This window comes from Xanthobacter sp., from assembly GCF_041911315.1.
Taxonomy (GTDB): Bacteria; Pseudomonadota; Alphaproteobacteria; order Rhizobiales; family Xanthobacteraceae; genus Xanthobacter; species Xanthobacter aminoxidans.
Genome location: NZ_JAYRPE010000062.1, coordinates 1 through 21,371, shown reverse-complemented (window position 1 = coordinate 21,371; position 21,371 = coordinate 1). Strand labels below are relative to the sequence as shown.

At 63.8% G+C, this 21,371-nt stretch carries 16 protein-coding genes and 1 pseudogene; 12 read left to right on the top strand and 5 right to left on the bottom strand.

Annotated features, from left to right (window positions below):
- Position 1 precedes the first annotated feature (1 nt).
- The 4 genes from qatA to ACE3QW_RS18070 all read right to left on the bottom strand — a co-directional run bounded on the left by qatA (position 2) and on the right by ACE3QW_RS18070 (position 6,632).
- On the bottom strand, positions 2 to 1,954 hold the full coding sequence (gene qatA / locus ACE3QW_RS18085) for a Qat anti-phage system ATPase QatA (RefSeq protein ID WP_374252991.1): 1,953 nt from the start codon (positions 1,952 to 1,954) through the stop codon (positions 2 to 4).
- Between the two features lie 70 nt (positions 1,955 to 2,024).
- The gene (locus ACE3QW_RS18080) at positions 2,025 to 5,003 is read right to left on the bottom strand and encodes a TrlF family AAA-like ATPase (RefSeq protein WP_374252989.1); all 2,979 of its coding nucleotides are present in this window, start codon (positions 5,001 to 5,003) and stop codon (positions 2,025 to 2,027) included.
- A gap of 26 nt (positions 5,004 to 5,029) precedes the next feature.
- Complete coding sequence (locus ACE3QW_RS18075) at positions 5,030 to 6,046, bottom strand: nucleotidyl transferase AbiEii/AbiGii toxin family protein (RefSeq protein WP_374252987.1); 1,017 nt, start codon at positions 6,044 to 6,046, stop codon at positions 5,030 to 5,032.
- Positions 6,039 to 6,632: a DUF6088 family protein gene (locus tag ACE3QW_RS18070; RefSeq protein WP_374252985.1), complete on the bottom strand. Its 594-nt coding sequence runs from the start codon at positions 6,630 to 6,632 to the stop codon at positions 6,039 to 6,041. Before ACE3QW_RS18070 ends, ACE3QW_RS18075 begins: the two co-directional genes overlap by 8 nt.
- A gap of 242 nt (positions 6,633 to 6,874) precedes the next feature.
- Here ACE3QW_RS18070 and ACE3QW_RS18065 point away from each other — a divergent pair, with 242 nt between their 5' ends.
- The 5 genes from ACE3QW_RS18065 to ACE3QW_RS18045 all read left to right on the top strand — a co-directional run bounded on the left by ACE3QW_RS18065 (position 6,875) and on the right by ACE3QW_RS18045 (position 11,408).
- Positions 6,875 to 8,068 carry a DUF932 domain-containing protein gene (locus ACE3QW_RS18065; protein WP_374252983.1) on the top strand — a complete coding sequence of 398 codons (1,194 nt, stop codon included), beginning with the start codon at positions 6,875 to 6,877 and terminating at the stop codon, positions 8,066 to 8,068.
- A gap of 173 nt (positions 8,069 to 8,241) precedes the next feature.
- Positions 8,242 to 10,389, top strand: coding sequence for a ParB/RepB/Spo0J family partition protein (locus tag ACE3QW_RS18060; protein ID WP_374252982.1), 2,148 nt, complete (start codon positions 8,242 to 8,244; stop codon positions 10,387 to 10,389).
- Between the two features lie 56 nt (positions 10,390 to 10,445).
- Entirely contained in the window at positions 10,446 to 10,667 is a 222-nt protein-coding gene (locus ACE3QW_RS18055) for a hypothetical protein (protein ID WP_374252980.1), read from the top strand.
- A gap of 70 nt (positions 10,668 to 10,737) precedes the next feature.
- Entirely contained in the window at positions 10,738 to 11,154 is a 417-nt protein-coding gene (locus ACE3QW_RS18050; protein WP_374252977.1) for a hypothetical protein, read from the top strand.
- A complete protein-coding gene (locus tag ACE3QW_RS18045) occupies positions 11,151 to 11,408 on the top strand; it encodes a DUF6117 family protein (RefSeq protein ID WP_374252976.1) in 258 nt (85 codons plus the stop codon). Before ACE3QW_RS18050 ends, ACE3QW_RS18045 begins: the two co-directional genes overlap by 4 nt.
- A gap of 79 nt (positions 11,409 to 11,487) precedes the next feature.
- On the opposite strand, the gene ACE3QW_RS18040 is transcribed toward ACE3QW_RS18045, so the two are convergent.
- Positions 11,488 to 11,787, bottom strand: coding sequence for a chorismate mutase (locus ACE3QW_RS18040; protein ID WP_374252974.1), 300 nt, complete (start codon positions 11,785 to 11,787; stop codon positions 11,488 to 11,490).
- A gap of 461 nt (positions 11,788 to 12,248) precedes the next feature.
- Between ACE3QW_RS18040 and ACE3QW_RS18035 the strand changes: the two genes are divergently transcribed.
- The 7 genes and pseudogenes from ACE3QW_RS18035 to ACE3QW_RS18005 all read left to right on the top strand — a co-directional run.
- Positions 12,249 to 16,565: a strawberry notch-like NTP hydrolase domain-containing protein gene (locus tag ACE3QW_RS18035; protein WP_374252972.1), complete on the top strand. Its 4,317-nt coding sequence runs from the start codon at positions 12,249 to 12,251 to the stop codon at positions 16,563 to 16,565.
- Complete coding sequence (locus ACE3QW_RS18030) at positions 16,565 to 17,605, top strand: toprim domain-containing protein (RefSeq protein WP_374252970.1); 1,041 nt, start codon at positions 16,565 to 16,567, stop codon at positions 17,603 to 17,605. Before ACE3QW_RS18035 ends, ACE3QW_RS18030 begins: the two co-directional genes overlap by 1 nt.
- Before the next feature lie 313 nt (positions 17,606 to 17,918).
- Positions 17,919 to 18,842 carry a DUF2493 domain-containing protein gene (locus ACE3QW_RS18025; protein ID WP_374252968.1) on the top strand — a complete coding sequence of 308 codons (924 nt, stop codon included), beginning with the start codon at positions 17,919 to 17,921 and terminating at the stop codon, positions 18,840 to 18,842.
- A 79-nt stretch (positions 18,843 to 18,921) separates the two neighbouring features.
- Positions 18,922 to 19,491, top strand: coding sequence for a hypothetical protein (locus tag ACE3QW_RS18020; RefSeq protein ID WP_374252966.1), 570 nt, complete (start codon positions 18,922 to 18,924; stop codon positions 19,489 to 19,491).
- Between the two features lie 256 nt (positions 19,492 to 19,747).
- Positions 19,748 to 19,915 carry a hypothetical protein gene (locus ACE3QW_RS18015; RefSeq protein ID WP_374252965.1) on the top strand — a complete coding sequence of 56 codons (168 nt, stop codon included), beginning with the start codon at positions 19,748 to 19,750 and terminating at the stop codon, positions 19,913 to 19,915.
- Positions 19,916 to 20,058: 143 nt separating this feature from the next.
- On the top strand, positions 20,059 to 20,499 hold the full coding sequence (locus ACE3QW_RS18010; protein ID WP_374252963.1) for a hypothetical protein: 441 nt from the start codon (positions 20,059 to 20,061) through the stop codon (positions 20,497 to 20,499).
- A gap of 575 nt (positions 20,500 to 21,074) precedes the next feature.
- Positions 21,075 to 21,233 (top strand): annotated as a pseudogene (locus tag ACE3QW_RS18005) (DUF736 family protein); the annotation flags it as partial.
- Positions 21,234 to 21,371: the final 138 nt, after the last annotated feature.

Genomic DNA, 21,371 nt, shown 5'->3' with positions numbered 1-21,371 from the left:
ATCAGCCCCGCTGCAGCCTGCTGATGCCTTGCGCGGCCTTTTGCAGGATTGAGTTATCAGCCTGTTCGGACCATGACCGCAGCGTTGCCTGGAACTCTGCGGCGATGCCGGTATCCGTGAAGCAGGCCCCCCAACTGGAGGCTGCCCAACTCCCGACCTTGGTCACTGGCAACTCGCGAATGAACTCCAGTAGTCGACGCTGAAGCGTCGGATGCGCCTCAACCAGTCGGACGAGGCCGTCCACTCCTTTGGGCTTGGCGGAGAAATTGTCGTCTTGGAGGATGCGGCCGCGGATCGCCTCGAAGACCTCTTCGGGCTCTGGTCCGGTGAGCTTTGCAATCTCGCTCGCTGCGCCGCGAACCATCATCGTCGGCCCCATCAGCTTTTCGACGAGGCCCTCGAGGTGGCTTGCTGCGGCCAGCCCGCCCAACGAACTGCGTTTGTCACGCGTGACGAACACATATGGCCGCAGATCGATGCCCGTCAGCGGCGGATCGATCGCCGCCCAGCCTTTCGCCCATTCGTTCTTCTCCCATTCCACGGCTTCGGTCGGCAGCGGCGTGGGAGTCGAGCGAGGAGCCCTGCGGGCGCCCTTGCCGGCGGGCTTTTCGTCCTCCTCCTCGGCCGCTGGCGCCCGGACATGCTCCTCGAAACGACGAAGAGCTTCGGGTTGGCCGTCGGAGTGGTTGGCTGCTAGCCGTGCGATCTGTTCGTAGAAGTCCGGGTAGAACCGCTCTGCCAGCATGATCTTGGCCAGCACCGGACGCTGAATGTCGGTGCCGAATCCGCGCTCCTCGGCAATGGCATGGCGCAACATCATGGAATTGAGGAAGCGCTTGATCTGGCGCGGATTGCCGCGCGTTCCCTCACTGAGAATCTTCGTGACGTGGGCGCTGATCACAAGCGCCTGGTCGACTTCGGGCGGCATCTTGTTGCCCATGGCTTGCTCGACAGTGCGCCGGTCGAGGCCGCGGCTCTTCCATGGGCGCCGCATGTCCTCGCGCGCCGATTTGAGCAGAGCCAGGAAGCGCGGATCGGTCGAGCTGAGCGCGTTCTCCGCAAGCAGCAAAGTTACGTACACGCGCGTCTCGGCGACGCCGAGCGCAGGAATTCGGAACGGGACTTGAATCAACTTTTCCAGATAGTTGCGCGCATAGCTGACCGGACCGGAGCTTGGCGGCAGGTCCGGGAAATGCTCGCGCACCGCATATTCGATCATGAGCTCGTCGGCACCTATAACGAAGGCAGTGCGTTCAACGAACAGGAAGAGGCGGATCGCTTCGAGGGTCGCGATTGCCGTCTTCGGTAAACACCGGTCGAGATCGTCCACGATGACGACGAGTTGGTCGATGTCGGCGGCCTCGAGAAGGTTCTTGAACTCCTCGCGGAACGCGTGGATGTGCTCGGGGAGATTATCGCTGTCGTCCGGCGCTTCCTTGATGAATTCGCCCGCCTTGTCGGCGACGCTCTTCAGGTCTTCCTTTGAAATGTGGTCCTGCGGGTTCGCCAAGAACGACGTAGCAACATCGTAGAGGCCCTTGACCTGATCGAACGTCGGGATACCGGTCGCGGCCGTGAATGCGAAGCCGCCGGCCTTCCGCGCGAGCTTCAACCAATCGACGCGTTTCAGTACCTTCTTCGCGGCGTCGGCCACCTTCGTCGACATCGGGCGGGCACGACGAAGTTCGTCGACGATGGTTTCGATGACGACAGTTTTTGCGTCCTCGAAACCCTCGAACGTCCAACCGTTGAACCAAAGGCACAGGACGCGCTTATCGCCCTCGAAAGCGCCCTCCAGCATCTTGAGAACGCTTGATTTGCCGGCGCCCCAGTCGCCGTGGACGCCGATCGTGACCGGGGCGTCGGGCGTCTTGCGGATCAGATTGACGACCGTCTTCGCGATCGCCTCGTAATAGAGGAGATCGGTCGCCGTCTCCTGATCGTTCAAGAACATGAATCTCCCCTTCGCCTACATTCTGCAGGCCTATAACCAGCGTCTCTCTATTCTTCCCACTGACATATCATTATCGTTCTAAGCGGACACGTAATCTGCGCGCGCGTTCCTGGAACGCGCCTTCTCCACCTTCGAGAATGTTGCACACCGCCTTCCTGATCTCTGCGTTCTCCAAACCGCCCGATCGGTACGAGATTGGCGGCAGGGACCCATGCGGATGCGGTCCGGCCTCGGCAATGATGATTTGATCCGCGTCAGTGTTGATGACGAGGTTCGCATTGTGCGTGACGATGATCACCTGGCGGTGCGCCTTCGCATCGATGAAGAGCTGCACCAGTTCATCGAAGACCGATTTGGGGTCGAGATTCTCTTCCGGCTGATCGATCACCAACGGTCGATTATCGCTGTCGTCCAGCGCCAGATAAAGGAGGAGTAGGACGATGCCACGAGTGCCGGGTGAGAGCTTGCGGATGTCAACACCGTCATAGTCGATGCCGTAGCGGATCGAGATGTGATCCGTGCTGAAAAGCCATTGGGCGAAGCGCTTCGACCAGGCCCGGAATTCTGCCTGATCCGTGTGCGCGACCGGAGAGTGGTCGAGCAGGTCCTTCTGATAGAGGCGCCGAAATTCGGCCATCGCGGCAATGACGGCGGTTGAATCGCCGGTTTCCCACGTGTCCTTGAGCACCTCATTGGCTCTCTGCAGCAACGTGCCCTTACCCCGGAAGGCACCGGCCTTCCGGAGGTCGATCAGGCCGTCTTCCGCCTCGGCCGCCCATTGCTCCACATTGGCCACGCGCGCGACGGAGAACGAAAGCTTCTTCAATGTGCCGGATGCCGCAGCGAGCCGCGCCATGAGAGGCGCGTACAGATCGGCCAGAACCGACTGCTCGGCGACGAGTGCGTCAAAGGCTCTGCCATAGGCTTCTTCGCGCTCTGTCTGTAGATCGCGCGCGCGGTCCCTGGCGCCTTTCGCGTCGGCCAGCTTCTCGTTCAGCGTCTGTAGCGCAGCCGTCTCGGTCGCGATGCTCCCCGAGAGCGCGGTGTATCGGCGCTGCGTTTCCTTGTCCGCGCTGACGAGCTTTTCCAGTCGCGCCATTTCCGCCTCGAGAACGGCCTGCGACAGCGTGCTGAGGTCCGCATCGTCCGGGAAACACGGCTTGTCCGGGTCGCCAGGCGCCGGTGCCGTACCCTTAAGTTCGGCGATCTTGCTATCGACCCATTTCACGTAGCCGGTGAGATCGTTGTCGACCGAGCCTTTGTAGTCCAGCAAGAAAGCGGCCCACTGCTCCGTGGACATGCCGCTGTGCGCATGGCGAGCCTGGGTCTGTCGCAGCGCCTCCGGAGCCTGGTTACGGCGCAGGTCCTTCACCTCGTCCTGCATGGCTAGAAAGGTTTGCCGCTGGCCTGCGAACTGCCGCAGCTTCGCTCGAATCTGGTTGGCGGCCCCCGCCAATTCTGTGTGCCGTTGCGCTCGCTTCTCACTCCCGGCCGAAACGAGCTTCGCACGGTCGGCCGTATAGGCCTCAACCAGCTTCTTCTTCTGCGCCGCCTGCGCCTCGTAGGTCGCTGCCAGTTTCTCCTTCTCGAGTTCGGTGCTGATCCGTTCGGAAATATGCGAGACGGCTTCCGCTTCGCGATCGCGAGCAAGCCGATGTCGCGATGCGCGGAGTTCGAGCAGCTCGCTGAAATCCAGCGCGCCGTCCCGCGCGTCATCGGCGTGCGCCTCGAAGATCACGCGTTCGATCTCGCGCAGCAACCCGTCCGTCAGACCGCTAGACGAGCACAACTCCTCTACAAACTGCTGTGACAGGTAGCGCACCCGCTCGTAGCTGTAGGGGCCATTGGCATCCGACCCGTCAAGCGCGCGTGTGCCGGGCTCTCCTGCCGCCCAACTCACCTTGACCTTGGAGTCGCCGACAAGTGGCCGAGCGCGCACGAGGAAAGATGGATTGGCCCATTCCTCTGCGTTCCACGCCTCGTCGGTGATGGAGTCGCAGCCCGCCGCGATCATGTCAGCCAGCGCTGTCTTGCCCGAACCGCGCGCGCCGACGATGGCAACCAGTCCGGGGTTGAGAGGAATGACCGGGGTCGTCATCCATGGAGCGTCAAGGACGCGGATTTCCGAGATAACCTGCGAGGGCGTCGCCGACGCCGGCGGCTCGGCGCCGACGTGCGCACGCCCACCAGGGTCGATGCATGCCTGTCGGAGAGCGTCGAATTCCAATCCTCCCTTGACCCATGAGAAGCGGTCCCCGAACGGCGATGCCACATCGTCGAGCTTGTGCGCATCGCTTCCATGCAGGCAGGGCTTCAGTCCCCCGTATCGCGCCCGAATTTCATCGGGATCAAGATCACGCCGGCCGAGCCAGAACTCGCGTTGCGCAGGGCTGCCGGCGAAAATCACATGGGCGAAGCTTTCGATTTCTCGTCGAATCGTCTGGTCCGCTGCTTCTCGCACACCCGACGTGCCGTCGGTGGCGCCGCCGGCCACCGCGATCAGGATGTTCTTCTTCGCCCATCCGCTACCGGCAAAGACCTCGCGCAATTGCTGGAAGTTGACCTTGAACTGGTTGGCTCCATAGCCCAACGCGGCACGATCGTCGGTGATCGCTGGGTCGGCCTTCTTGCCGAGCCGGATAAGGTCCGCGCGCGTGCAGTCGAAATGATCCTGCATGACGCTGAATCGCAGCCGCGACAGGAGGCGCCGTAGCTCGTCAGTGTGTTGAGGGTCCTCGGGACTGACGAACAGGTGCAAATTGACGAAGCCGCCTTTTGCTGTCGCCACGTCGAGCCGCAATTCCACGTTCGGAAAGATCAGCTTGGCACGCGGAAGTCGGCCAGAGGCCTTATGCCGCAGCACATCTTCGTAGGTGTCCGTCACGTAGTAGTCGGTGACGGCGATCGCCTCGATGACCGGCGTCGCTTGCTCAAGGGCGGTGAGATAGTCGTCCCAAGCTGTCGGGCCGCTGAACTGGTTGTTCATCACCGTGCCCGGTGCGTGAATATGCGGCTCCCATCTCCGCCATTCCGATCCCCTGTCCAGCATTTTCCCCCAGTCCCCCAATCTTGTTGCTATTGGCCGACATCGTTCACGTGCTCGGTGATACGTGCGCATCGCTCAATGAGCGTGTCGAACGGCTCGGCTTCTTCGAGCAGCAAACCATCATCGATCATCTGGCTGTAATCCCTGGCCAGCGCCGCAAGTGCTGCACCCGCTGGCACAAGCTGGAGGCCGCCGTTTACGGCGGCTTCGTAGTCAATCAGAGCGCCGTTCGCGGTCTTCTCGGCAAAGAACATGCTCTTGTGTCTCGCAACAGCATTCGCAAGACCGCGATCGGCCACGGCGGCCGCAACGATCCCGGCTTCGTCAAGCCGAACAACATCGTGCCAATGACGCGCGAACCGATCTCCGCGAAGTTGCTCCTGCAAACAGAACACATGAATTGCCGTCGCTTTCTCCCAGAAGGTTCGCTCGGCATGCATCACACGCGGGCGTGCGGTCGGGAAATCGACGCCCTCGATCAATCCCGCTGCATCGCAGGCGATATTGCGCGGGCTTGCCGGTTCGCCGGTAGAGCGCGCGCCGAACTCCAGCATCACGCTCGGCGCCACATAGCCCGAGCCCGTCGCGGTCGCCTCATAGTCGATGAGCAGCTTGTCGCCTTCGACCCTGATCGTTGCAGGAAGCGCCTGCGCTTTGATCGCGCCGGCGACAAGCGGCTGGATTGTCCCGTCGACCCACTCGGGAAGACGATGCCGAACGGCCCTCGACCAGCGTTTCTCCTCGCTGCGGTTTTTCGGCAGAGCCTCACCATTCTCGCCCACCAGGTCAGGAGCAATGGCGCGGATGTCGTAGGTCAGATCCACATCCTCGGAAAATCTGCGAATGACGCCATAAGCCTTGGACAGGGACGTGCCACCCTTGAACACGAGATGTTCGCCGAGGTTGGACCCGTACAGTGTCGCGAGAGTCCAGACGACCCACACATCCTTTTCGAGAAGATGGGCGGGGCGCCCGGATCGATCAGCAGCAATGGCGAGCGCCTCACGCCGATCGTCGGCCGACATTGTCAGAAACGCCTCAGCCATGCGCGACTTTGCCGACCGTTCTGGCCAGCCAGCTCGGGAGTTGAGGGGCGGCCGCGACAAGTTCGCCGAACGTGGAGGACGGCAGTTTGCGCTTCAATGTCTTCAAGGCTGCTTCTGCCTTTTCCGGCCCCAGCCAGGCGAGCGCGCGCACGGCCTGTCCGGCGGGCCGATCGGCCAAGGCCAATTGCCAGCGTGGCGCGTGTCGTAGTTCGACGACCTGCCGGCCCAAATTCATCGTCCGGCTTCGGCCGGATGTCAGATAGACCGAGCGGATCGGCACCTGGGTTGTGAGGCCAAGCGCGTTGGCCGCCGCCGCGCCGTTCGACACGATGACCTCGCCGCGTTGCAGGGCGAGTGCTTCGACGGCCTTTTCTACGGAGGGCGCGCGGTTGCCGAACCGGCTGGAAACCAGACGCAGATAGACGCCGCGCCCGGCACGCATCAGCCGACCACGTTCAGCCAGTCGCGACAGCGCCTGGTCCACGGCGGCACGATTGCCGAGATGAAGCAGGCCCTTCGCCGCGATCGGAGCGCCTTCGGGCAAACCCTCGGTATGTGCCAGAATCTGTTCGGTTAGCCGTTGCACGATAAATCTCCTGTCAGAAATATAAGCGATTTTCTGACAGTTTTCAATCTCGGTTGCGGTGGTCCAAACCGGGCATTGCCTGGAGGGGAAAGCCTTCCCCTGCGACCGAGCCAGGGTCTCGGTCGACCCCTTCTGCGGGGAGTCCCCCGCAGCGCCCCCAGAGTGAGAGTCCGGAAGGGATTTCCGTGACGGGTTAAGTGTCGAGAGAGAGGCTCTCGGCGCCCGTCATGGAGTTTGATCCCATGAACATGCAGGTTCTTGACGCCCGTCGCGACATGAGCGGCGGCTACAAGGTCGATGTCAGCCGTGGCGAGCGCATCGGGCGCGTGTCGTCCGAATGGTTCTCGCGCCCGGCCGACGAGCGCTACCTGTCCCTGTCCGAGCTGGCCCGCTCGGTCCGAGATCGGACGGGCCGCAGCCGGACGCGCGTGGTCGAGACCGCGCTGATCCACGTCGAGGCGAGCCGCACCGATCCGGAGCGCCTGTCCCTCATCCTGCCGGGATCGGACACGCCCATCGCGCCGACCCATTGGAGCTTCGGCCAACTCGCTAGCCAGGTCGGCGCACCCGCTGCCTATCTGCGCCAGCTTCCCGCCGCGCTCGCGGGCATCAACCTGCAATACGGGCTGACCTCGCACCGAGCCGAGCAGATCAAGACGCTCGAAACCGACAATGGCCGCGTCGATCTGCGCGCCGTGACCGGCCCGGACTATGGCCGCATCTACGACCACGAGCTGGTCGAGGCTGTGCAACGTATTGCCGGCAACGGCACGGGCGACACGCGTTGGAAAGTGCCCGGCGTGCTCGACTGGTCGACCGGTGTCTACAATCCGCGCGTCGACATCACCAAGGACACGACGACGCTCTATGCGTCCGACCGCGACGTCTTCCTGTTCCTCGTTGACGATCTGAATCCGATCGAGGCGGGACGTCTGCCCGATGGATCGCCGGACCTCTATTTCCGCGGCTTCTACTGCTGGAACTCCGAAGTCGGCGCGAAGACGCTCGGCATGGCGAGCTTCTACCTCCGTGCGGTCTGCCAGAATCGAAACCTCTGGGGCGTCGAGGATTTCGAGGAAATCACCATCCGCCACAGCAAATACGCAGCGTCCCGCTTCGCCCACGAAGCTGCGCCGGCGCTGCTGAATTTCGCGAACTCCTCACCGACGCCCTTCGTCAATGGCATCAAGGCCGCACGCGAACGGATCGTCGCCCGGACCGACGAGGACCGCACCGACTTCCTGCGCAAGCGCGGCTTCTCGAAGGCCGAGACCGGCAAGATCATCGAGACGGTGCTGGTAGAAGAAGGCCGCCCGCCCGAGTCGATTTTCGACTTCGTCGCGGGCATCACCGCCGTCGCGCGCGACAAGACCCATCAGGACGCGCGGCTGGAGCTGGAGGGCAAGGCCAAGAAGCTGCTCGACCGCGCCGCCTGATCCCCGTGAAGCCGGAAATGCGGAACTCCGTATCTCCGGCTTTGCGCTTCCGTGCCTTTCTGTTTCTCCGCATCCGTTGCGCTGCCCTCCAAGAGTGAGAGGGCGGCGCTTCGCTTCGTGACGGGTTTGGGTTCGAGAGAGAGGCTCTCGGCGCCCGTCGCGGAGTAAGGAACATGGCAACTGCCGTTCAGAAGATTACCCTGTCGTCGTCGCGCGACATCCCTTTCAACAAGCTGGTGCTGAGCCAGTCGAACGTCCGGCGCATCAAGGCCGGCGTCTCGATCGACGACCTGGCGGTCTCGATCGCCCGGCGCGGCCTCATTCAGTCCCTGCACGTCCGTGCGGTGCTCGACGCCGAGGGTCAGGAGACCGGCATGTTCGAGGTGCCGGCGGGCGGCCGCCGTTATCGCGCGCTCGAACTGCTGGTGAAGCAGAAGCGCCTCGCCAAGGCCGCACCCGTGCCGTGCGTCGTCGGCAACGCGGCGGGCGGTATCCTGATGGAGGAGATCTCGTTCGCCGAGAATGATGAACGCATCCCGCCCCATCCCCTCGATCAGTATCGCGCCTTCCAGACGATGCGCGACAAGGGCATGAGCGAAGAAGCCATTGCCGCCGCGTTCTTGATCGACGTCAACGTCGTCAAGCAGCGGCTGCGCCTGGCATCCGTCTCGCCGGTCCTGCTCGACCTCTATGCCGAGGACGGCATCGAGCTGAAGCAGCTCATGGCCTTCACCGTCTCGCAGGACCACGCTCGACAGGAGCAAGTCTGGGAGAGCGTGCGCAATAGCTGGCAGAAGGAGCCCTATCAGATCCGCCGCATGCTGACCGAGACGACGGTCCGCGCCTCCGACAAGCGTGCCGTGTTCGTCGGTATCGACGCCTATGAGGCCGCGGGCGGTGTAGTTCTGCGCGATCTATTCGAGTCCGACGATGGCGGTTGGCTGCAGGACGTCGGCTTGCTCGACCGCCTCGTGTCGGAAAAGCTGAAGGTGATCGCCGACGAGATCGCGGCAGAAGGCTGGAAGTGGGTCGAAGCGGCCGTCAGCATTCCCTATGGCGTCACGCACGGGCTCCGTGGACTGTCCGGCATCGCCGCCGACATCACCGAGGAGGAACAGGCCACTCGTGATGCTCTTCAGGCGGAACTCGACCGCCTGACGGACGAGTATCAGGACGCCGACGAGCTGCCGGATGAGATCGACGCACGCCTAGGCGAGATCGAGACGGCCATGGAAGCGCTCGACGATCGTCCGGTCCACTACGATCCGGATGACATCGCGATCGCCGGCGTGTTCGTCACCATCGGCGCCAGTGGCTCGATTTCCGTCGATCGCGGCTATGTCCGCCCCGAGGACGAACGGCCCGTGGACGGTGCGGACGTCGCAACGCAGGACGAAGTGATCGACCCCGAGACCGGCGAGATTCAGACGCCGGCCATCCAGCGCGCCGTCATCACGATCGGCGGTCAGCCCGCTCCCAGCGCGGAGGAGGAGGAGGAGGAAGACAGCATCAAGCCGCTGCCCGAACGTCTCGTCATCGAGCTGACTGCCCACCGCACGCTGGTGCTGCGCAATGCGCTGGCGGAAAATCCGCACGTCGCCATGACGATGTTGCTGCACAAGCTCCTCGGCGACACCTTCATCCACACCAACCCGACGGGCTGCCTCGAGGCGAATGTTCGCCACACCTTCTTCTCGGCGCAGTCCGAGGAGTTGAAGGACAGCCCTTCGGCCAAGGCGGTGAACGATCGCCATGAGCGCTGGGGGGATCACGTCCCCGCCGACGATCAGGCGCTCTGGGACTGGCTGACCGAGCTCGATGACGGCACGCGCATGGAGCTGCTGGCCCTTTGCGTCAGCTACGGTGTGAACGCGCTGTTCGAGCGGCCGAACCCGTATTCCGGCTCGGGCGTCAGTCAGCACGGCCTCGACGTGCGCCTGGCGCAAGCCGACCGCCTCGCGCGGGCAACCGGGATGGATATGGTGGCCGCCGGCTGGAAGCCCACGGTCGGCAATTATCTCGGCCGCGTCACCAAGCCCCGCATTCTGGCAGCCGTGCGCGAAGGTGCCGGCGAACGGGCCGCCCAGCTCATCGACCACCTCAAGAAGGGCGACATGGCCAAGGAAGCCGAACGTCTCCTGGCGGAAACCGGCTGGCTGCCGGAACCGCTGCGTCTGGCGTCCCTCGATGGCGAGCAGCCCATCGGGGCTGACCAGGCCGATGATGGCGAAGACGCCGCATTGCCGGACTTCCTTACCGAGGACGGCGAGGACGACGCCGTTGCCGAGGAGGACGAACAGGCCCTGGTCGCGGCCGAATGACGAGAAGAGCGGGGGGCGGCTCGGGCCGTCCCCTGCGCTTTTTCACGGAGATCATTATGCCCGTTCATCAGCACACCGGCGGTCGCCGCGTCGTTTTCCAATACCTCGTCCCCGTTCATGTCGAGGTCGATGATGACTGCGTGACCTGTGTCACCGTCATCGACGAGACGCCCGTGCGCGATCCCGCCGTGGTCGAGGGCGATGCGACCTACCTCGCCGCGGCCGTGGCCGCATCCGAAGACGGCCAACCGTGGCCATCCTGGCGGTTCGGCTACTGATCCGACCGCTCCATTCCATCCCTCACAAGCCCGGCCTCGCGCCGGGCTTCTTCGTTTTCAGGAGCCTGACATGGCCGACTATTGCACCCATTTCTCATGCCTGCTCGATGTCGGCACGCCCGACAACGCCGCGCGGGCGCTTGATCTCTACAATCAGCTTTCCGAAGAAGGCGCGTCGGAGGAGCCACCTTCCGAAGCCTTCCTGCTCTCGATCCAGCCCGAGCACGGCGGCACAAAGCTCTGGATGCGCGACGACGACACCGGCGATCCCGAGCGTCTGATCCAGTTCGTGAAACGCTGCGCCGCCACGTTCAATCTCACCGGTCGCTGGGGATTCCAATACGCCAACACCTGCTCGCGGCCACGCCTCGACGGTTTTGGCGGCGGCGCGCATGTGCTCGATCTCGCGACCGGCGAGACGGTGGACTGGATCTACACCGATGGCTGGCTTGCCGAGACGCTATCCGATGATGGAGAGCGGACATGAGCATCCCCGATCACGCTCGAAGCAATTTCCAGACGCTGCTACGCGCGGCGGCAGACGGCAATCTTGCGCTCATGGAATGCCTCGACGCCCAAACCGGCGCCAAGCGCTATGTCATCTGCGCCGTGGGGCGCGATAGCGCAGATTATGTCGTCACGCCCTTCGGCCATCTCGCCGACGGGAATCCCTATGACGCCTATCTACCGCCGGACCCTGACGATCCGGACGGTTTCGTGCGGCCTGAGGCAACATCATAGTTGAGACACCCGGCGCCCTTCGCCCATCTGCAAAGCGCCCCGCCGTTCGGTCGGGCGCTTCTCTATTGGATAACGGTAGTCAAGATGCTCGTGGAAACGTTTCATGATGACGAATTACCTCTTGGATTACGAAGGCGAGATACTTCTCTGCGAAATCTGGATCGAGATGGGCGGTGCCAGCTAGCTGACGTAGGCGGGCGATCTGAAAAGCTTCACGTGTCGGGTCGCCGGGAGGCAAATTGTGAGCAGCTTTGAGGGCGCCTACGCGCTGAGTGCAGCGGAAGCGCTCGGCCAACATGTAGATTATTGCTGCATCAATGTTGTCGATGCTCGCTCGCAAGTCTTGCAACGCCGCAAGGGCATTACTCTCGTCCTGCATTTATCCTCCAACTTTCCATAAGATTGGCCCAACGGTTCAATGGGGAAGAGTGCCGTAAGATCGGAGCCGCGTCGAGCCGGTCGTGACCTGACAGTCCCGCCAGGTCTCTGGCTGCTCTCTAAAGTCGGCGCGGTAGCCGCTTCATGGTTGGCTCCGACGAGTGGAGGATCACGCTTTTTCGCGGAGTAAACTTACGGTCCCAAGCCCGCCCACGATTTCACCGCCCTTCGGTCTTTCCTGGGGACATCGCTTCGCCCTGCGACGGATCTCGAAAAAGCGCTGCTGGGTCAAGTCTGGGCCGGTTCGTCCGTCCAGCGGATCGCATCCGCGACGCGAGCCGGCCCAACTTTTTTATGCCAGCCTTCGAGAGTGAGAGGCCCGCCGGGATGGAATGAGTCCGACCGGTTCGAGAGAGAGAGCCGTTCGGACGTTCCCGTTCCCGCTCTCCCGAGGACTTCCCGATGACCATCCTTCTACCCGTGACCGGCGCGCCTGCCGCGCCGTCGGCCGCCGTCCTTGCCGCGGCGAATGTCCTGCTCGCCCATCTCGAACACGGCGCGCGTATCGATGCCTTGATCGTGCGCAGCGCCATGGAGACTACTTTTGGCGCATCCGATGCGTCCGGTTTCTGGAACTGGAAAACCGCCTACGAGGCGTGCGAGGTCGCCACCGTCCTGTTCTTACGCAAATACGGAAAGGCGCTGTTCAGTAAAGCCGCTTCTCCGGCGGAGCGTCTTTCCGTCCTGACCCGGATCGCCGACCTGCTGCCGACGCACACGCGCCGCTCCGAGGAATCGCAGGCCCTCCAGCAATTCTCGACGCCGGTCCCGCTCGGGTTGGCAGCGCTCACCGCAGCCGCCATCTCGCCGACCGACCGCGTGCTGGAGCCTTCCGCGGGCACCGGCCTTCTCGCGATCCTCGCCCAGACGGCCGGCGGCTCGCTCATCCTCAATGAGCTGGCTGAGACCCGCGCCGATCTGCTGGCCTCTCTCTTTCCGGCCCTTCGCGTCACCCAGTTCGACGCAGCGCAGATCGACGATCATCTCGATCGCGCAGCGATCCCGTCTGTCGTGCTGATGAACCCGCCGTTCTCGGCGATGGCGCATGTCGTCGGCCGTGTCTCCGATGCCGGGTTTCGTCATATCACGTCGGCGCTGAACCGGCTCGCATCGGGCGGACGCATGGTGGCGATCACCGGCGCCAATGTGGGGTCGGACCTGCCGGACTGGCGTGACGCCTTCGTCCGCCTTCAGGAGCGCGGTACGATCGTCTTCTCTGCCGGTATCGCCGGAGCCGTCTATGCCAGGCACGGCACGACCTTCCCGATGCGACTCACCGTCATCGACAAGCGGCCCGCCGATGACCCCACCATGTTCCCGGTCTCGCCCGGCATGGCGCCGGATGCTGCCACGCTGCTCGGCTGGATCGAGACGAATGTTCCGCCACGCCTGCCGGTCGACTTGCCGGCGATCGCCGCTCCGCTCCCGACCGCGGCGCCCAGGACCGTGCGCGGCCATCTCTCGCGCGCGGCCACCTGGCAGGCCGCTGCCGTAGCCGCCGATCTTCAGGGAATCGAACTTGCCTATGAGACCATCGACTGGACGCCACCTGACGGCACGCGGCTGACCGACGCGATCTATGAAGAATACGGATTGCAGTCGATCCGTATTCGCGGTTCTCAGGCGCATCCGACCAAGCTCGTGCAATCGGCCGCTATGGCGAGCGTCGCGCCACCCAAGCCGACCTATCGCCCGATTCTGCCTGCGAACATCCACGACCTTCTGTCGGACGCCCAGCTCGAAACGGTGATCTATGCCGGAGAAGCGCACAGCGATTATCTCGCCGGATCGTGGACGGTCGACGAGACCTTCGATCTCGTAAAGGCCGCGGCCGCCGATGCCGTGGGCACCGTTCGCTTCCGCCGCGGCTTCATGCTCGGCGACGGCACCGGTTCCGGCAAGGGCCGCCAGTCGGCCGGCATCATCCTCGACAATTGGCTCCAGGGCCGCCGCAAGGCCGTCTGGATCTCGAAGTCCGACAAACTGATCGAGGACGCGCAGCGCGATTGGTCGGCGCTCGGCATGGAGCGCCTGCTGGTCACGCCGCTATCGCGGTTCGCGCAGGGCAAATCCATCACCCTGTCGGAAGGCATCCTATTTGCAACCTACGCCACGCTGCGCTCCGACGACCGCGGCGAGAAGGTTTCGCGCGTCCGGCAGATCGTCGATTGGTTGGGCTCCGACTTCGACGGAGTGATCATTTTCGACGAGAGCCATGCCATGGCCAACGCCGCAGGCGGCAAGGGAGAACGCGGCGACGTCGCCGCCTCGCAGCAGGGACGCGCCGGCCTTCGGCTCCAGCACGCCCTGCCGGACGCGCGCGTCGTCTACGTCTCCGCCACCGGCGCCACCACCGTCCACAATCTCGCCTATGCCCAGCGGCTCGGCCTCTGGGGCGGCGAGGATTTCCCGTTCGCCACCCGAGCGGAATTCGTCGAGGCGATCGAGGATGGCGGCGTTGCGGCGATGGAGGTGCTCGCGCGCGACCTGCGCTCGCTGGGCCTCTACACCGCGCGGTCACTTTCCTACGACGGTGTGGAATACGAGCTGGTCGAGCACGCGCTGACCGATGAGCAGCGCCGCATCTACGATGCCTATGCCGGCGCTTTCGCCATCATCCACAATCATCTCGACGCGGCGATGGAGGCTGCCAACATCACCGGCAGCGACGGCACGCTGAACCGGCAGGCCAAGTCCGCCGCCCGCTCGGCGTTCGAGAGCGCGAAGCAGCGCTTCTTCGGCCATTTGCTGACCAGCATGAAGACGCCGACCCTGATCCGCTCGATCGAGCGTGATCTTGAGGCCGGCCATGCCGCCGTCATCCAGATCGTCTCGACTGGCGAAGCGCTGATGGAACGTCGCCTGGCCGAGATTCCGACCGAGGAATGGGGTGACGTTCGCGTCGACATCACGCCGCGCGAATATGTGCTCGACTATCTCGCGCATTCCTTCCCGGTCCAGCTCTACGAGCCATTCAGCGATGGCGAGGGCAATCTGTCGTCGCGTCCGGTCTATCGCGATGGCCAACCCGTCGAGAGCCGCGAAGCGGTCGCACGCCGTGACGAGCTGATCGAACGTCTCGCATCGATGCCGCCCGTGCCGGGCGCGCTCGACCAGATCGTGCAGCGCTTCGGCTCCGACATCGTGGCCGAGGTGACGGGCCGCTCGCGCCGCATCGTCCGCAAGCCGGGTGCCGACTCCATGGGCGACCGCTTGGCCGTGGAGAACCGCGCGCCGTCGGCCAATCTCGCCGAGACGGCCGCCTTCATGGACGACCTGAAGCGCATCCTCGTGTTCAGCGATGCGGGTGGGACCGGGCGCAGCTACCACGCCGAGCTGTCGGCCAGGAACCAGCGGCTGCGCGTCCACTATCTCCTCGAGCCGGGCTGGAAAGCCGACGCCGCCATCCAGGGCCTCGGGCGCACCAACCGCACGAACCAGGCGCAGCCGCCGCTGTTCCGTCCGATCGCGACCGACGTGAAGGCGGAGAAACGCTTCCTCAGCACGATCGCGCGGCGGCTGGATACGCTCGGCGCGATCACCCGTGGGCAGCGCCAGACCGGCGGCCAAGGCCTGTTCCGGCCCGAGGACAATCTGGAATCCTGTTACGCCCGCGACGCGCTGCGCCAGCTCTATCTCCTGATCGTGCGCGGCAAGATCGAGGGTTGCTCGCTCCATCGCTTCGAGTCCGCGACCGGCCTGAAGCTGATGGACGACAATGGCATCAAGGACGAACTGCCGCCGATCACCACCTTCTTGAACAGGTTGCTCGCGCTCACGATCGAGCTGCAGGGCATCCTCTTCACGGCGTTCGAGCAGCTTCTCGATGCCAAGGTGGCCGGCGCGATCACCAGCGGCGTCTATGACGTCGGGCTGGAGACGCTGACGGCGGAGAGCTTTGTCGTCACCGACCGCAGCACGATCTACACCCATCCTGCGTCGGGTGCGGAAACGCGGCTGCTCACCATCACCCAGCGCGAGCGCAATCGTCCGCTCGCGCTCGACGATGCGCTCGGCTGGCTCGATGATCGTGGTGCGAAGCTGCTCGTCAATGAGCGCTCGGGTCGTGCCGCCGTGCAGGTTCCGGCGCCGTCGCTGATGCTCGACGACGGCGAGATCGAACGCCGCGTCCGGCTGATCCGGCCGATGGAACACCACCACGCCTCGTTGAAGTCGATGGCAGAGAGCCATTGGCAGGAGGCCGGCCGGCGTGCTTTCGCTGCCGCCTGGTCTCGTGAACTCGACGACGTGCCGACCTTCAGCGAAAGCACAATCCACATCGTTGCCGGACTGCTGTTGCCGGTGTGGAAGCGCCTGCCGAACGAGTCGACCCGCGTCTATCGGCTTCAGACCGATGATGGCGAGCGCATCATCGGTCGCCGCGTCTCGCCGGCCTGGGCCGCGAACGCCGCATCCACCGGCGCCACCGACCTGTCGGGTGATGCTGCTTATGCGGCCCTCATCGACGGCCGCACGATTCTTGACCTCGCCGAAGGGCTCCAGCTTCGCCGCGTGCGCGTCATGGGCGCACATCGTATCGAGCTTTCCGGCTTCACCGAGACCATGCGCGATCGCCTTCGCGCCTACGGCCTCTTCACGGAAATTATCTCGTGGAAGCTGCGCTTCTTCGTGCCGATCGACAGCACGGGACCGACTGTGCTCGGCAAGCTGATCGACACCTATCCGGTGGCCCGCATCGGCGAGCGGGAGGCTGCGTGATGGCTTGCCGCGACGCTTCCGATCTCGCATCCCGTCTCGGCCGGCAGGCCGAGGCGGTGTGCAAACGCTATCTCGGCGCCGGACGCCGACAGGGCAATTATTGGCAGGTTGGCGATGTCCGCAATACGCCCGGCCAGTCGATGTTCGTGCGCCTGAAGGACAGCGCCAAAGGCCCTGCCGGCAAGTGGACCGATGCCGCGACGGGCGAACATGGTGATCTCCTCGATGTGATCCGTGAATCGCTGGGCCTCATCGACTTCGCAGACGTCGCCGAAGAGGCCCGACTGTTCCTCAGCCTGCCGCAGACCGATCCCGATCCACGGCCAAAACAGCACGCTCGCACGCCCGCACCATCGGGGTCGGCCGAGGCCGCACGGCGGCTGGTGGCCATGTGTCAGCCGATCGGCCGTACGCTCGTAGAAGCGTATTTGCGCGGTCGCGGGATTACGGCTTTGCACGGAACCGGAAACCTGCGTTTCCATCCCCGCTGCTACTATCGACCCGACGAGCACAGCCCGACCGAGACCTGGCCGGCGATGATCGGCATCGTCACCGATCTCTCCGACAGGATCACCGGCGCGCACCGGACCTGGCTATCCCCCGATGGCTCTGGCAAGGCACCGATCGACATCCAGCGCAAAGCGATGGGCGACCTCCTCGGGCACGCGGTCCGCTTCGGGCTCCCTGGCGAGGTGATGGCGGCAGGCGAAGGTATCGAGAGCGTGCTCTCCACCCGTGAGGTCATGCCCGGCATGTCGGCGGCGGCGGCACTCTCCGCGGCTCACCTCGCTGCCATCCAGTTCCACGACACGCTGCGTCGGCTCTATGTCGTGCGCGACAACGATCACGCCGGGGATGGAGCGCGAAACACCCTGATCGAACGGGCGAACGCGGTCGGGATCGAGGCCATTGCCCTCTCTCCCATGCTCGGGGACTTCAACGAGGATCTCCGCACCTTCGGCCGTGACGCGCTGATGGCGCAGATCAGGGTGCAGCTCGCACCGCAGGACGTCGCCCGCTTCATGTCGCTGGCGGCGTAGGTCGGGCGCTGAACGGTGGCGGCGCATGGCCGCCGTCGCGCTCGCATGGATGCACGATCCTTTGGAGAGGACCGCGCCTCGGCCTTCGAGAGGGCGATCGGCCCACAAGCGGTTCGGACAGGCAATGCTTGCGGCCGACTATTTTCCGGCGGCGGCCAAGGCCGCCTTTCCATCGCGAAACAAAATAGCCGGCCTCCGGCATCCTCCGCGTTCGCTCCGGCCCGGCGCGCGCGGCGGGTGCAGGTCCGCTCCGCCCGTGGGCTCCGTCGCCATGAAGGCCGCGACGGTCGCGGTCCAGCCAAAGGAGCATCCCATGAGCGAGCACGACGACTACGAACCCCACCACGAATCCTCGCCCACCGACCACGTCCTCAACGAATTGCAGCTTCACGGCTACCGCCCCTTCGCCGACGAGCCAGACCAGCGCCTCTTGCCCGACGGCAATCAGGTCGCGGGCGCAATCGCGGACATCTTCGACGCCCTGATATCCAGCCTGCAGGACACGCGCCTCGAACCCGACCTCGACGATCTCCTCTGGTCGACCGTGAACGTCTTCCATCGCGCCACCGAGCGGATCGGCCGCGAACTGGACGACAATGAACAGGCGCAGAAGCGCTCGCAGCGGCAGCAGGACGGTAGCGAGGTGAAGTCGGTCGAACTCGAGCGCCAGATCGCCGAGGGCAAGACGCTCATCGAACGGCAGACCGCCTTCGAGCTGATGCGCGACCAAGCCGCTGAACACTACGAACGCCAGATCGGCAAACTATGGCTCCCTCGCACCGGCTCAAAGGTGAACCATCGCAACCTGACCTCGGCGATGATCGATAGCCGCGACTTCCTCATGGCCAAGAAGCGGGCCGAGCAGGAAGTGCTCCTGCCACCGGGGCCGAAAATCGTCGTCACCGGCGGACTCGATTTCAACGATCACCGGCTTATCTGGGCCAAGCTCGATCAGGTGCATGAGAAGCACCCCGATATGGTGCTGATCCACGGCAAATCCCCGAAGGGCGCCGAAAAGATCGCCTCGCTCTGGGCCAAGAACCGCAATGTGCCGCAGATCGGCTTCGCACCCGACTGGACGAAGCACGGCCGCGCAGCGCCCTTCAAACGCAATGACGAAATGCTCGACATAGTGCCGAAGGGCGTGATGCATTTCCCCGGCACGGGCATCAACGACAACCTCGCCGACAAGGCAAAGAAGCTCGGCATCCCGGTCTGGAAATTCGGCGGCGCGTGAGCGCCGCCTTCAGCTTTACTCCGGACAAGCTTCGTTGTGTTAAGTGACCTGCAATCTCCAAAGGGATGCTGGCGGATCAATGAGCAAAATTAGCGAAGAAGACTTTAAGCCACATATGGAAGCGGCTGCAGCCGGAGGTTTTGGGATAGACCCGCCGGGCTACGAGCGCCTGACGCAGTGGACGCACATGCTCACGAACCTTCTCAGTGCGCGTAAAAACTTCGAATGGATGCGGGACGATCCCGCCGATACCGATAAGGTCTTTCGAACGCAAGCGTATTTCGTTGCGGGGGTCACGGCATACGGTCGATGTTTCGCATCGTCCGGTCCCGGCATTCCGATGCTTGATGCGAAGAAGGTCTACAATGGTTCGGCGGACGGAATGGAGGTGCATCGCCGCCTGATTGAGCTTCGTAACACCATCGCCGCGCATACCGACAAGTCCGACTTGGTGCGCCTAACTCTGGCGGTGAAGGACGAGCCGGACCGCGTCGTCATTCGACATCTGAGCACATCGGCACTCCCGCTCGACGAGCTACCCGACTTCTTGGAAGCCGTTGCTCACACCGAGCATTTTGTCACCGTCAGCTTGAACAAGCAGCTCGATCATCTGGAGACGCAGATCGGGAAGAAAATCGTCCTCGATTGACTTGTCGGCAGAAGCCGAATGCAACTTGTCGGGAAAGTGTAACCGGCGAGCCGTGCGGTCGGAAAACCACCCCCGCTTCATGTCGCTGATCCTTGGTCCAGCCGATGGCCTGACGCCATCAACCCGCAAGGGGTCGGACTACGCATAGCGTGCCGCCGCGCCGGCTTCGCCAGCGCGGTGATCGCGGCCATCGGCCGAACACATCGGGCGCCTGTCAGCGGGGGATGGTCCTCCGCTCGAAACAGGAGCCGGTTCGATGTCCTTCCCCGACGCACATGCCTTCGCCTTCAGCCTCGCCGCCACCCTGATGGTCGCCATCGTGATCTTCCGCGCCGGCGATGGCACGCTCTCGGTTGTTCCCGCCAACGAATACGATGGCGATGATGCCGGCATCGTCGGCGAAATCGACCCTTTCGCCTCATGACGAGGCGAAGATCATGCCTGCCGAAGCGAAAACCTCAGCGGTTTTCGCTTCGGCAGGCACTCATTTTTTTGCTATGGTCGGCATTGCGCCGCGGTGGTGGTGGAAGGCGCAGCCGCTAGAACTTTCCTATCGGAGACACCACCATGATCATTCTCGGCATCCTCCTCTGCATAGTTGCAATCGGCTTCCTCTGCTGGTTGCTCTTCACGCTCGCAGTGTTCGCGCTTCCCTTCTTCGTCGGTGTGACCACCGGCATGTGGGCGATGAATTCCGGCGCAGGATGGCTTGGCGCTATCCTTGTCGGAGCACTAGCCGCTGGGTGCACCTTCGGCGCTGGCCAACTCCTGCTTGGAACCGTTCGCCCGCTTTGTGCGAAACTGGCGATCGCGCTCGTCTTCGTCGCGCCAGCCGTTGTCGCCGGCTATCACGCGACGCACGGCATCGCGAAACACCTCATGCCCTCAGAGGGATGGCAGATCGCTTTCTCGATCATCGGCGCGGTTGCCGTCGGCACTGCGGCCTTCCTGCGGATCGCTGGAATGGCAGGCGACGGCCAATCCGGCCGAGGCCTTGTTCAGGCTTGAGATCGCGGCTCGTCGTAGGCGGATCAAAAAGAGGCAGCGGCTCGGTCCCGTGACGGGAGGTACGGACACTGCGTGATGATGCACCGTATCACCGTCAAGGCCTATGTCAGCTGCCGCGAAGCATTTGGTGGCACGAGCAGGCTGTCTGGCGCGACGCGAACCGACAGTGTCTGGAGTGCATGTTCTCCCTAGGGGGCAACGGGCGAAGCCAAGCGTCTGCGCCAAGGATATGGGTGAAGATCGGCGGGAACATCGTTCCGGCTGGTTTCAGGCGAGGATCATCACCAGCTTCTCCGTCTGCTATCCGTTCCCGAGACCGCACCAAACGGCCTCTCCAATGGGCTGATCTGGCCGAAGGACGGCTGACGCCTCGACCGCCTATGCCGCAACAGCGCGTCTCGACTTTCTTCCCCTGCCGGCCAAGGCCGTCATTCCTCGCGAGACAAGAAAGTCGATTCTGCGCCGTCCTCCGCGTTGCTGCGGTCGCGAGCGATGCGTCGTCGGTCGCCTCCGGCCCACCGATCGCCATCGAGGCCGCATGGTGCGGTCTCGGGAACGGAAAACGGAGAAATACCATGGCGACCATCGGCACCTTCAAGAAGACCGGCTCGAACGAGTTCACCGGCGAAATCGTCACCCTCAGCGTCCAGGCCAAGAACGTGCGCATCGTCCCCGACCAGCGCGCCACAGGCCAGAACGCCCCCAGCCACCGGGTTCTGGTCGGCCGCGCAGATTATGCGGAGTAAGGTGTTATGCGGAGTGGCGTGCTGTGCACGCCGATTTTTTGGCGCTTTGTCGATCGCGGCACTCCGCATAATCCCGAAGTGAGAAGGAGCGGCGCCTCGCGAGATGCGAGGCGCCGCAGCGGTCGT

Excerpts from the sequence above, each read along its gene's own strand:
- ACE3QW_RS18025 (WP_374252968.1), top strand. The coding sequence starts at position 17,919 with ATGAGCGAGCACGACGACTACGAACCCCACCACGAATCCTCGCCCACC.
- ACE3QW_RS18050 (WP_374252977.1), top strand. The coding sequence starts at position 10,738 with ATGGCCGACTATTGCACCCATTTCTCATGCCTGCTCGATGTCGGCACG.
- ACE3QW_RS18015 (WP_374252965.1), top strand. The coding sequence starts at position 19,748 with ATGTCCTTCCCCGACGCACATGCCTTCGCCTTCAGCCTCGCCGCCACC.
- ACE3QW_RS18065 (WP_374252983.1), top strand. The coding sequence starts at position 6,875 with ATGAACATGCAGGTTCTTGACGCCCGTCGCGACATGAGCGGCGGCTAC.
- ACE3QW_RS18030 (WP_374252970.1), top strand. The coding sequence starts at position 16,565 with ATGGCTTGCCGCGACGCTTCCGATCTCGCATCCCGTCTCGGCCGGCAG.
- ACE3QW_RS18020 (WP_374252966.1), top strand. The coding sequence starts at position 18,922 with ATGAGCAAAATTAGCGAAGAAGACTTTAAGCCACATATGGAAGCGGCT.
- ACE3QW_RS18010 (WP_374252963.1), top strand. The coding sequence starts at position 20,059 with ATGATCATTCTCGGCATCCTCCTCTGCATAGTTGCAATCGGCTTCCTC.
- ACE3QW_RS18075 (WP_374252987.1), bottom strand. The coding sequence starts at position 6,046 with ATGGCTGAGGCGTTTCTGACAATGTCGGCCGACGATCGGCGTGAGGCG.
- ACE3QW_RS18040 (WP_374252974.1), bottom strand. The coding sequence starts at position 11,787 with ATGCAGGACGAGAGTAATGCCCTTGCGGCGTTGCAAGACTTGCGAGCG.
- ACE3QW_RS18080 (WP_374252989.1), bottom strand. The coding sequence starts at position 5,003 with ATGCTGGACAGGGGATCGGAATGGCGGAGATGGGAGCCGCATATTCAC.
- ACE3QW_RS18060 (WP_374252982.1), top strand. The coding sequence starts at position 8,242 with ATGGCAACTGCCGTTCAGAAGATTACCCTGTCGTCGTCGCGCGACATC.
- ACE3QW_RS18035 (WP_374252972.1), top strand. The coding sequence starts at position 12,249 with ATGACCATCCTTCTACCCGTGACCGGCGCGCCTGCCGCGCCGTCGGCC.
- ACE3QW_RS18045 (WP_374252976.1), top strand. The coding sequence starts at position 11,151 with ATGAGCATCCCCGATCACGCTCGAAGCAATTTCCAGACGCTGCTACGC.
- qatA (WP_374252991.1), bottom strand. The coding sequence starts at position 1,954 with ATGTTCTTGAACGATCAGGAGACGGCGACCGATCTCCTCTATTACGAG.
- ACE3QW_RS18055 (WP_374252980.1), top strand. The coding sequence starts at position 10,446 with ATGCCCGTTCATCAGCACACCGGCGGTCGCCGCGTCGTTTTCCAATAC.